Annotated in this window: 8 protein-coding genes; 4 read left to right on the top strand and 4 right to left on the bottom strand. The window is 72.0% G+C overall.

Features of this window, described 5'->3' with window-relative positions:
- Window positions 1-730 precede the first annotated feature (730 nt).
- Window positions 731-1,405: a class F sortase gene (locus ACWC91_RS08375; RefSeq protein ID WP_225076811.1), complete on the top strand. Its 675-nt coding sequence runs from the start codon at window positions 731-733 to the stop codon at window positions 1,403-1,405.
- A gap of 45 nt (window positions 1,406-1,450) precedes the next feature.
- Here ACWC91_RS08375 and ACWC91_RS08370 read toward each other — a convergent pair whose 3' ends face one another.
- Together ACWC91_RS08370 and lysX are read right to left on the bottom strand one after the other, a co-directional pair.
- Window positions 1,451-2,293: a polysaccharide deacetylase family protein gene (locus ACWC91_RS08370; protein WP_450643409.1), complete on the bottom strand. Its 843-nt coding sequence runs from the start codon at window positions 2,291-2,293 to the stop codon at window positions 1,451-1,453.
- 97 nt (window positions 2,294-2,390) lie between these two features.
- Window positions 2,391-5,684 (bottom strand): bifunctional lysylphosphatidylglycerol synthetase/lysine--tRNA ligase LysX, encoded by a 3,294-nt coding sequence (gene lysX / locus ACWC91_RS08365; RefSeq protein ID WP_450643410.1) that lies wholly within the window; start codon window positions 5,682-5,684, stop codon window positions 2,391-2,393.
- A 115-nt stretch (window positions 5,685-5,799) separates the two neighbouring features.
- Between lysX and ACWC91_RS08360 the strand changes: the two genes are divergently transcribed.
- Together ACWC91_RS08360 and ACWC91_RS08355 are read left to right on the top strand one after the other, a co-directional pair.
- Window positions 5,800-6,279 (top strand): universal stress protein, encoded by a 480-nt coding sequence (locus ACWC91_RS08360; protein WP_141355915.1) that lies wholly within the window; start codon window positions 5,800-5,802, stop codon window positions 6,277-6,279.
- 142 nt (window positions 6,280-6,421) lie between these two features.
- Complete coding sequence (locus ACWC91_RS08355; protein WP_225076814.1) at window positions 6,422-7,834, top strand: amino acid permease; 1,413 nt, start codon at window positions 6,422-6,424, stop codon at window positions 7,832-7,834.
- A 30-nt stretch (window positions 7,835-7,864) separates the two neighbouring features.
- On the opposite strand, the gene ACWC91_RS08350 is transcribed toward ACWC91_RS08355, so the two are convergent.
- Window positions 7,865-8,689 carry an alpha/beta fold hydrolase gene (locus ACWC91_RS08350; RefSeq protein WP_281153995.1) on the bottom strand — a complete coding sequence of 275 codons (825 nt, stop codon included), beginning with the start codon at window positions 8,687-8,689 and terminating at the stop codon, window positions 7,865-7,867.
- A gap of 57 nt (window positions 8,690-8,746) precedes the next feature.
- On the opposite strand from ACWC91_RS08350, the gene ACWC91_RS08345 reads away from it, so the two are divergent.
- Window positions 8,747-9,244, top strand: coding sequence for a MarR family winged helix-turn-helix transcriptional regulator (locus tag ACWC91_RS08345; RefSeq protein ID WP_225076815.1), 498 nt, complete (start codon window positions 8,747-8,749; stop codon window positions 9,242-9,244).
- A gap of 6 nt (window positions 9,245-9,250) precedes the next feature.
- On the opposite strand, the gene ACWC91_RS08340 is transcribed toward ACWC91_RS08345, so the two are convergent.
- Window positions 9,251-10,414: a CapA family protein gene (locus ACWC91_RS08340; protein WP_225076816.1), complete on the bottom strand. Its 1,164-nt coding sequence runs from the start codon at window positions 10,412-10,414 to the stop codon at window positions 9,251-9,253.
- Between the last annotated feature and the right edge of the window lie 60 nt (window positions 10,415-10,474).

The raw sequence follows: 10,474 nt of genomic DNA, 5'->3' as shown, positions 1-10,474 counted from the left end.
CCCCCCGGTCCCCCCGGTCCCCCCGGCCGATCCCTACAGGACCGAATCCGAATCCCGGGCCCACTCCCGTCCCGAACCCCGGACCCACTCCCGTTCCGAATCCAGGTCCTACTCCCGTTCCGAATCCAGGTCCTACTCCTGTCCCGAACCCCGGACCCACTCCCGTCCCGACCCCCGGTCCCACTACCGTGCCTCCTCCCGGACCCACTCCGGGACCTCCGCCTGCACCGCCTCCCTGGCCCCCGCCCACGCCGCCGTCCCGTGTGATGCCGAGGACTTCGCTGCCCTTCGCCCCGGCCGCCGGGGCGGCGAGCCCGACCGCGGCGACCGCCGCGGCCAGCACCACCAAGGAGGCCGAGGGGGCCGAGCGGGCCTTAAGGGTACGAGTAGTACGCATGTGATCCTCCGCGGAAGGTGCCCCGGGGACCCGTACCCGGTCGATCGGTGAGAAAGCACCTCCCGCAACCGACCCTCGGACGCGCTCCACGCGGGCGCATTTCGGGGCTGGTCCGTCTCGGTGAGCGAATCCACCAGGACTTTCACCCCATTGAATATCGGCGCAGGTCACGGACCGTCAGGAATGACCCTTCCGGGCCGCCTCGGATGGCGCACGGCAAAATGTCGCCGCCACCCGTTCGCGTGCGTCCCGTCGCCGGTTGCGCGCGCTGGACTTAGCGTTTCTCGCATGCGCTATTGACGCGGCGACGGCCGTGTCGAGAGGGGATGCCGAATGCCTGCGAGAGAGCTTACCGGATTCGTCGAGGAGGAGCGGGAGCGTCCGAGGAAGCGCGCACCGTGGGGCGTGATAGCGCTTGCCCTGCTGACCGGACTCGCCCTGATCCGCAACGGCTCCGGGGAGTTCGACGTCGGCCCGCCCCAGCCCGCGACGGCGGCGGCGCCGGACCTCAGGCACACGCCGCTCCCCTCGGGCGGGATCCTGCAGCCCCTGTCGCGCTCGGTGCCCGACCGGGTCAGGATCCCCGTCCTCCAGATCGACGCGCCCATCACTCCGGTCGGTGTGGACTCCGACGGCTGGGTCGCCGCGCCGCCGCCCGCGGACCCGAATCTGGCCGGCTGGTTCAACGGCGCGGTCACGCCCGGGGAAAAGGGCACTTCGATCGTCGTCGGCCATGTCGACAACGATGCGGGACCCGCCGTGTTCTACGGACTCGGCGCCCTGCGGAAGGGAAACCGCGTCGAAATCAACCGCCAGGACGGGAAGACGGCCGTATTCGAGGTGTACGGCGTCGAGGTGTTCGCGAAGAACGATTTCCCCGGGGACCGTGTGTACGGCTCGAAGGGCACGCCGGAACTGCGGGTCATCACCTGCGGCGGCGGTTACACGAAGCAGAACGGATATCAGGGGAACGTCGTCGTGTTCGCCCGCCTGGTCGAGGTCCGCTGAGCGGACCCCGGCCCGGCGGGCGCCGGGCGGTGCGCGCGTCCCGGCTCAGGTGTACTCCCGGCGCGGCACGGTGAAGTGGTGCCCTTCGTCGAGGAGCTTGGGGAGGTAGTCGCGCAGCGCGCGGACGGTCTGCGAGCGGTCGCCCCCGGCGTCGTGGGAGAGCACCACGACCCCGGGGGCGGCGCCGTGCTCGATCCGGCGCACGATGACTCCGGTGCCGGGGGTGGTCCAGTCGAGGCTGTCGACGCTCCAGGCCAGCGGCTCCATGCCCAGGTCGGCGTTGATCCGGAACACGTCGCGGTTCCAGGCACCGTAGGGGGCACGGAACCACAACGGCCTTTCACCGTAGGTCTTTTCGATGACGTCGCTGGTGCGCTCGATCTCGTCGCGGATACCGCGGCGGCCGAGCCGGGTGAGCAGCGGGTGGCTCCAGGTGTGGTTGCCGACGACGTGTCCCTCGTCGGCCATCCGGGCCAGCAGGTCCCGGTTCCAGTCGGCCATCTCCCCGCAGACCATGAACGTCGCCCGGACGTCGTACTTGGCCAGGGTGTCCAGGACGTGCGGGGTGAAATCGGGGTGGGGTCCGTCGTCGAACGACAGCATCATGGTGTCGCCGCGGCCGGAGAAACGCAGGATCGGCGTGGTCCGCACCTTCGCGGGCAGCGGCGCGGGCGGCTGCGGGAGGTCACCGGCCAGGGGCCGCAGACGGTAGGCGGAGGAGTTGAGGGCGACGCGCGCCCCGGGGCCCGCGGCGGGGGCGGGCGGTACCGGAGTGTCGGAGGAACCGGAGAGCAGCAGACCGGCCGTGCCGGCCGCTCCCGCCGCTCCGAGGACGACGGCCCCGGCGAACAACGCCCGGCGCCGCGTGAGCAACTGATCCTTCTGCATGACTCATCAGTGTCCGGGCCCTCCGCCTCTCCACCGGCACGGTGCCACGAAAGCACCCGCCCGGCCCAGCGCCCGGCGGCAGTTGTGCGCGGGTGCCTCAGCGGCGGCGTACGAGGGGGAACGGCAGCGTCTCACGGATCGTCAGGCCGGTGAGGAACATGATCAGCCGGTCGACGCCGAGGCCGAGGCCGCCGGTGGGCGGCATGGCGTACTCGAGGGCGTCGAGGAAGTCCTCGTCGAGTTCCATCGCCTCGGGGTCTCCCCCGGCGGCGAGCAGGGACTGGGCGGTCAGCCGGCGGCGCTGTTCGACGGGGTCGGTGAGCTCGGAGTAGGCGGTGCCCAGTTCGGTGCCGAAGGCCACGAGGTCCCAGCGTTCGGCGAGCCGCGGGTCGGTGCGGTGCTGCCGGGTGAGCGGGGAGACCTCGGTCGGGAAGTCCTTGTAGAAGACGGGCGGCCCGGTCCGCTCCTCCACCAGCCGCTCGTACATCTCCAGGACGATCTCGCCGGGGGTGTCGTCCGCGGTGTACGGCACGCCGGCGCGGTCGCAGTGCCGGCGCAGTGCCTCCGGGCCGGTGCCGGGGCCGATCTCCTCCCCGAGCGCCTCGGAGATCGCGCCGTGCACGGTCTTGACCGGCCAGGGCCCGGAGATGTCGTACCCGATGCCGTTCTGGTGGGCGAGCGGTCGGCCGAAGGCGGCGGTGGCGGCGCCCTGGATCAGCTCGCGGGCGAGGTCGAGCATGACGTCGTAGTCGGCGTAGGCCTGGTAGGCCTCCAGCATGGTGAACTCGGGGTTGTGTTTGTGGGAGACGCCCTCGTTGCGGAAGGTGCGGCCCATCTCGAAGACCTTCTCCAGACCGCCGACGCACAGGCGCTTCAGGTACAGCTCGGGCGCGATGCGCAGGTACATGTCGAGGTCGTAGGCGTTGATGTGGGTGGTGAACGGGCGGGCGTTGGCGCCGCCGTGGATCTGCTGGAGCATCGGCGTCTCGACTTCGAGGAAGCCGCGGTCCAGCAGCCCTTGGCGCAGGGCCTGTACGGCGGTGGAGCGGAGGCGGACGACCTCGCGGGCCTCGGGGCTGGTGACCAGGTCGAGGTAGCGCAGGCGCACCTTGGTCTCGGGATCGGTCAGTCCCCGGCGTTTGTCGGGCAGCGGGCGCAGGCACTTGCCGAGCAGGCGCCAGGAGGTGACGAAGACGGTCGGCTCGCCCCTGTCGCTCCGTCCTGCCCGGCCGGTGGCGGTGATGTGGTCGCCGATGTCGGTGTCGGCGGTGAAGCGCTTCAGGGCGGCCGGCCCGGTCCGGTCGCGGGTGAGGGCGAGTTGGTGGTCGCCGGACCAGTCCCGCAGCACCACGAAGACGATGCCGCCGAAGTCCCGGACGAGCAGGATCCGGCCGGCCACGGTGAGCTGCTCCCCTTCGCGGACCTCGGCGAGGGTGCGGGTGCGGGCCTTCGTCCCGACCGGGTAGGGGTCGGTGCCGGCCGCGCGCAGCCGGTCGAGCCTGGCGTGCCGGACGCGGACCTGCTCGGGCAGGCCGGCGAGCGGACCGCCGGCTTCGGCCCGGGCCTCCTCGTCGAGTCCGAGCGCCGTCAGCGGGGGCAGGCCCTCGGTGGTGGCCGGGCGCGGTCCGGTGGCGGGATGGGCCGGGTGGCCCTTGCCCCAGAGCTTGCGCAGCGAGGGTACGGCGACGAAGCCCTCGGCGATGCCGGAGGCCAGGCCGATACGGGCGAGGGAGGCGGTCTCGCCGTAGCAGATGAAACGCGGGTACCACTCGGGGTGGTACTTGGCGTTGGACCGGTACAGGGCCTCCAGTTGCCACCAGCGGGAGAAGAACAGCAGCAGGCCGCGCCACAGCCGCAGCACGGGTCCGGCTCCGATGCGTGCGCCCTCCTCGAACACCGAGCGGAACACCGCGAAGTTCAGCGAGATGCGGCGTACGCCGAGCTTCGGGGCGGCGGCGCAGAGTTCGGCGACCATGTACTCCATGACGCCGTTGGGTGCGGCGCGGTCCCGGCGCATCAGGTCCAGGGAGGCGCCGTCGCGGCCCCAGGGCACGAAGGACAGCAGTGCGAGCAGCCGGCCCTCCGCGTCGAGGGCCTCGACCAGGAGGCAGTCGCCGTCGGCCGGGTCGCCCAGGCGGTCCAGCGCCATCGAGAAGCCGCGCTCGGTCTCGGTGTCGCGCCAGGCGTCGGCCTTGTCGACGATCTCCTCCATCTCGGCGTCGGTGAGGGTGGCGTGCCGGCGGATGCGGCAGGTGGCGCCGGTGCGGCGGACGCGGCGCACCGCCTGCCGGGTCACGCGCATGTCCCGGCCGTCGAGGTCGAAGCCGGCGACGTGCACGATCGCCTCGTCGCCGAGTTGGAGGGCGCCGAGTCCGGCACGGGCGTAGGCCCGGGCGCCCTCCTCGGAGGCGCCCATGACGGCGGGCGCCCAGGCGTAGCGGCGGGCCGCGTCCAGCCAGGCGGCGATGGCGTGCGGCCAGGCCTCGCGGTCACCGACGGGGTCGCCGCTGGCCAGGCACACGCCGGTCTCGACGCGGTAGGTGACGGCGGCCTTGCCGCTGGGCGAGAAGACGACGGCCTTGTCGCGGCGGGTGGCGAAGTAACCGAGGGAGTCGTCCTCGCCGTAGGCCTTGAGCAGGGCGCGGATGCGGAGTTCCTCGTCGCCGTGCAGGGCTGCCTCCAGGCGCTGCGAACGGAACAGCGTGGCGGCGGCGTTGAGCAGGGCGAGCGCCCCGAACAGGCCGAGCAGGAAGGTCACCGGGCGCGGCGGGCGGCCGTCGAAGTCGCGGGTGGAGACCAGTCCGCCCATGACCCGGTTGGCGGACCACGCCAGGTGCAGGCCGGAGGGGAGGGTGCCGGGGAAGAGCGCGACCAGGCCCCAGCCGGCCAGGACGGCCACGGCGAGTCCGGCGACCAGCACGGCCAGCGCCCGCCACCAGGAGCCGCGGCGGGAGGCGGCGTAGAACTCGCCTCTGGCCGTGATCAGCAGCACCAGCGCCAGACCGCACAGCACGAGGGAGGGTGCCGACTCGGCGTACTCGCCGGCCGCGAGGCCGAGTACGTCGCTGAGGATCACCAGGCCCAGATAGCCGACGACCAGCCACCAGGCGACCTTCTTGCGGGCGGCGGTCGCGCCGGCCAGCAGGACGAGGAAGACGGCGTAGGCGAGGTTGACGCTGACCGGGACGAGGAGCAGGTCCAGGACGCGGACGACGGGGTGGAGCAGGACCCGCAGCGGGGCGATGAGGTCCAGCAGCGCGCACAGCAGGGCCAGAGCGCCGAAGAAGGTGGCGAAGCCTTGCGGCACCCTGCTGAGGAGGCCCTTCCTCCGCGGCGTCCGGGCGGGGTCGGCGGCGCCCCGGGAGGGGGCTGCACCGGTGGCGGCGGTCATGGCTCTGACGTGGTGGCGCTCATGGTTCCGACTGTAGGAACCGGGCGCGCGGGGCGCCCGTCGAGAGGTGACCCGCGCGGCGTTGGGAACCGGGGATTCCGATAGCCTCGCACATGTGACGGAACAGCACGAGCAGCACGAGCGGCACGCTCACCGGTTCGAGCGGGGCACGGACGGGCCGAAGGTCATCGTCGCCGGCGTGGACGGCTCCGACTCCTCGATGCGGGCCGCCGCGTACGCCGCCGGTCTCGCCCGCCGGCAGGGCGCGCTGCTGGCCCTCGTGTACGTGCAGCCGGTGATGACGGCGGGGGCGGCGCTCGGGGCGCCGGTGGCGGAGACGACGGACGAGATCGCCGAGGACCTCGTGCAGTACATCCGGGAGTCCACGGAGCGGCTGAAGGGGATATTCGAGGTCCGCTGGGAGTTCCACACCTTCCCCGGCGACCCGTACAACGGTCTGGTGAAGGCCGCGGACGAGCTGCGGGCGGACGCGGTGGTGGTGGGCGCCTCCGAGCAGGCCGGCCACCGGATCATCGGCTCGGTCGCGATCCGCCTGGTGAAGGCGGGACGCTGGCCGGTGACGGTGGTTCCGTAGGGCCCGTTCCCGGCGTTCGGACCCCGCGGCCGGCGGCCGGGGGGCCGCCGGCCGGACCGTGCGTGGCGTCTTCCGTACCCGGCGGTGCTGGGCCATCATGATCCGCCGTCAGCCGTTTGCCGTCTGTGAAGAGGTGAGACGCATGGCCGGGCTCCGGATGGGTGAGGGCATTCTCCGTCGCAAGCCCATCGAACACATCGAGGAGACGGAAGCCGCCGAGGGACCACGGCTGGAGCGATCACTCGGCTTGTGGCAGCTCACCGCGATCGGCGTGGGCGGCATCATCGGGGCGGGCATCTTCACTCTCGCCGGCACGGTGGCCAACGGTACGGCGGGTCCCGCGGTGCTGGTGTCCTTCCTCGTCGCCGGTGTCGCCAGCGCGGCGGCGGCCCTGTCGTACGCCGAGTTCGCGGGCCTGATCCCGAAGGCGGGCTCGGCCTACACCTACGGCTACGCGGTGCTCGGCGAGTTCGCCGGCTGGTTCATCGGCTGGGACCTGCTCCTGGAGTACACGGCGATCGTGGCGGTGGTCGCGATCGGCATCTCCGGCTACTTCAGCTTCCTGGTCGGGGACATGGGCGCGCATCTGCCCGCCTGGATGCTGGGCGCGCCCGGCACCGGCGCCGGGCACAAGGTCGACCTGTTCGCGGCGGTCCTGTGCCTGCTGATCGCCTGGCTGCTGAACCTCGGCATCCGCAGCGCGGCCCGCTTCGAGACGATCGTGGTGGGGCTGAAGGTGCTGGTCGTGCTGGTGGTGATCGTGGTCGGCGTCTTCCACATCAACACCGCCAACTACCACCCGTTCTTCCCCTACGGGGTCGGCGGGGCGTTCACGGGTGCGGCGACGGTGTTCTTCGCGGTCTTCGGCTACGACGCGATGTCGACGGCGGCCGAGGAGTCCAAGGACGCGCAGCGGCACATGCCGAAGGCGATCATCTACTCGCTGGCGATCGCGATGGTGCTGTACGTGGCGGCGTGTCTGGTGCTGACCGGCATGCAGAACTACAAGGACATCAACAAGGAGAGCGGCTTCTCCACCGCGTTCAAGTCGGTGGGATTGAGCCGGCTGGCGGACGTGATCGCGGTGGGCGCGATCATCGGCATTCTTACCGTCATGTTCACGTTCATGCTGGGGGTCACCCGGGTCTGGTTCGCCATGTCCCGGGACGGGCTGCTGCCCAAGTGGTTCGCGAAGACGCACCCCACGCGGCACGTGCCGACGCGGGTGACATGGATCGTCGGGGTGGCGTCGGCCGTCATCGCGGGGTTCCTGCCGATCGCGGAGGCGGCCGAACTGACCAACATCGGCATCCTGCTGGCGTTCGTGGTGGTGTGCACGGCGGTGATCGTGCTGCGCTACCGGCAGCCGGACCTGCCGCGCGGCTTCCGTACGCCGTGGATGCCGTTCGTGCCGGCGCTGGGTGTGGTCTTCTCGCTCTGGCTGATCACGTTCCTGAAGTGGGAGACCTGGGTGCGGTTCGCCGTGTGGTTCCTGATCGGGTGCGTGGTCTACTTCGGGTACTCCTACAAGCGCTCGGAACTGGCCCGGCGTTAGGGCCCGCCGGGCCGGGGGCCGCGGCGGCGTTCAGCGGGCCGGGAGGGCGCGGACGAAGCCGGCGACGATCTCGTTGAACTCCTCCGGCTTCTCCAGGTTCGGGTAGTGGGCGGTGCCCTCGATCGTCACGGAGCGGCCCTCGGGGACGGTGCGGGCGAGGCGTTCGGCCTCGGCGAGGAGGTCGGGCACGTCGAGGGCGCCGTTGACGGCGAGCACGGGGACGCCGATCTCCGGCACGCGGTCCCAGGTGCCGGTCAGCGGCACGTGCCAGTTCTTCTCGTCGGCGGTGTGCTTGGACAGGGTGTGCAGGGCCATGTCGCGCAGCCGGCGCAGGATGTCCTGGTCCATGTCGTCCGGGGTGCGGTGCGGGCCGGGCGCGAAGCGCAGGAAGGACGCGAGCCAGCCCTCGATGTCGCCGGCGCCCAGGGCACGGGCCGACTCGGCCTGTGTCTGCCGCGCCCACGGGTCGGTGTACTGGAACTCGCTCGTGGCGGCGCCGCAGGCGACCACCCCGCGGACCAGTTCGGGGTACTCCAGCACGGTGTCGGTGACGATGGCGCCGCCCATCGAGACGCCGACGAGGACCGCCGGGCCGGCGCCGAGGTGGCGCAGGAGCGCGGCGAGGTCGTCGGCCCACCGGAACGGCCCGGTCGCGTTGGCGGAGGAGCCGTGGCCGCGTACGTCCGGGGCGATGACCCGGAACTCGGCGGCGAGGGCCGTGATCTGGGCGTCGAGGACGCGGTGGTCGACCCAGCCGGAGTGGACCAGGACCACGGGGTCCCCGCTGCCGGTGTCGAGGTAGGCGAGGTCGCCGTCGGAGGAAGGGAGGAAACGCAGATCCGCAGCAGCAGTCATGACAACCAGGGTGTCATTCCACGAGGAGTTTGGCAACCAAGGTGTCATGATGGTGCGATGAGCGACATCGCCAGCGACATCGACGACGGTCCCGGGACCCCGCTCCCGCCGGACGAACTCGGCCACCGCCTCACCGAGGTGTTCGACCTGATGGGCCCGCTGTACCGGCGGGTGCAGCGCAAGGTCGAGCAGGGCGAGGCCGTCGAGGGGCTGTCCGTCGGCGTACGGGCCGTGCTCGACCTGCTGCACAAGCACGGCCCGATGACCGTTCCGCAGATGGGGCGCGCACAGGCGATCAGCCGTCAGTTCGTGCAGCGCATGGTGAACGACGCGGCGGCCCGCGGCCTGGTGCGCAGCGTCCCGAACCCGGCGCACCGGCGCTCGTCGCTGATCCGGCTCACGGACGCGGGCCGGGCGGCGATCACCGCGGTGCTGGCCCGTGAGCACCTGCTGCTGCGCCGGGTCGGGGGCGATCTGACGGAGTCCGAGGTACGGGCCTGCCTGCGCGTGCTCGGGGAGATGCTCGATCTCTTCGAGCACGTGGACGTCGACTGACCGGCCTCACTCCCCCATGACGAGCCCGTCCTTCGCCGCGCCCCGGCTGAGCACCACGGTGCGGATCCGGTCGCGCACGCCCCGGAGGTCGGCGCCCTGGGCGATGGCCCTGTTCAGGTTCAGCACCCGGCCGGCGTCGAGGTCGAACACCTCGGGGACGAACTCGGCCCGGGCCACCTCCCAGCGCCCGCCCGGCCGGGCGGGCGGGGAGAAGGTGAAGCGGGCGAGGGTGCTCTGGTTGGCGCGCGGGTTCCGTGCGCCGCTGTCGTCGGTCGTGGCGCCGGTGATCTGGTCGCCGAGGCCGTAGACCACCCAGGTGCCGTTGACCTTCTCGTAGGCCTGCGGGACATGGGCGTGGCTGCCGAGGATCAGGTCGACGTCGGGCCGGCCGCCGGCTTGCGAGGCGGTCAGCTTCCGGGCGAGCTCCAGTTGCTGCGCGTCGGGCGCCTCCTGCCAAGCCCGGCCCCAGTTCAGGGACACGACCACGACCTCGGCACCCGCCTGGCGGGCGGCTCTGGCGTCCTCGATGATCCGCTTCTCGTCGATCACGCGGACGGCCCACGGCTGATCGGGTGGGACGTCCCCGTTCGTCCCGTAGGTGTAGGCGAGGTGGGCGACCACGGCCCGCCCGGCCTGGAGGAACGTGCCGCGCGCCTCGCTCTCGGCGCGCGCCGTACCGGCGTGCCGCAGCCCGGCTTCATCGAGGGCGTCCAGGGTGCGCCGGACGCCGTCGGCGCCGTCGTCCAGGGCGTGTTCGGAGGCGGTGGCGCAACTGTCGTAGCCCACCGCGGCGAGGGACGGCGCCAGCTCGGGCGGGGACTTGTAGCTCGGGGCGCCGGTGTAGGGCGCGTTCGCGCCGAAGACGGAGCCCAGCTGGCACAGCGCGAGATCGGCCCGGGAGACGATGTCCTTGACGCCTTCGAGCATCGGACGGAAGTCGTGGCCCGAGCCGCCCGCGTCGAAGGCGGCCCGCTCCAGCACCGGGGTCTCGGGCAGGATGCCGCCGGAGGCGACGAGCGTGAACGCGCCGGGCGCGGTCGCGGAGTCCGGGGCCGGGGCGGCTCGTCCGGGCGGAGGGTGCTGCTCTTCCCTTTGGTGGGCCTGGCAGGCGGCGGCCGCGGTGAGGAGGGCCGTCACGACCAGGGACACCTGCTGTCTGCGTGCGATCATCAGTTCACCCCAGGGCGGTCGTATGGACAGACAAATGGGTACGAATCTGACGGCTTTCGC

This window comes from Streptomyces sp. NPDC001204 (assembly GCF_053598035.1).
This window is presented reverse-complemented; position numbering and strand designations above follow the sequence as displayed.

What these genes read in the sequence shown, in the direction of transcription:
- ACWC91_RS08375 (WP_225076811.1), top strand. Translation starts at nt 731, where the DNA reads ATGCCTGCGAGAGAGCTTACCGGATTCGTCGAGGAGGAGCGGGAGCGT.
- ACWC91_RS08370 (WP_450643409.1), bottom strand. Translation starts at nt 2,293, where the DNA reads ATGCAGAAGGATCAGTTGCTCACGCGGCGCCGGGCGTTGTTCGCCGGG.
- lysX (WP_450643410.1), bottom strand. Translation starts at nt 5,684, where the DNA reads ATGACCGCCGCCACCGGTGCAGCCCCCTCCCGGGGCGCCGCCGACCCC.
- ACWC91_RS08355 (WP_225076814.1), top strand. Translation starts at nt 6,422, where the DNA reads ATGGCCGGGCTCCGGATGGGTGAGGGCATTCTCCGTCGCAAGCCCATC.
- ACWC91_RS08350 (WP_281153995.1), bottom strand. Translation starts at nt 8,689, where the DNA reads ATGACTGCTGCTGCGGATCTGCGTTTCCTCCCTTCCTCCGACGGCGAC.
- ACWC91_RS08345 (WP_225076815.1), top strand. Translation starts at nt 8,747, where the DNA reads ATGAGCGACATCGCCAGCGACATCGACGACGGTCCCGGGACCCCGCTC.
- ACWC91_RS08340 (WP_225076816.1), bottom strand. Translation starts at nt 10,414, where the DNA reads ATGATCGCACGCAGACAGCAGGTGTCCCTGGTCGTGACGGCCCTCCTC.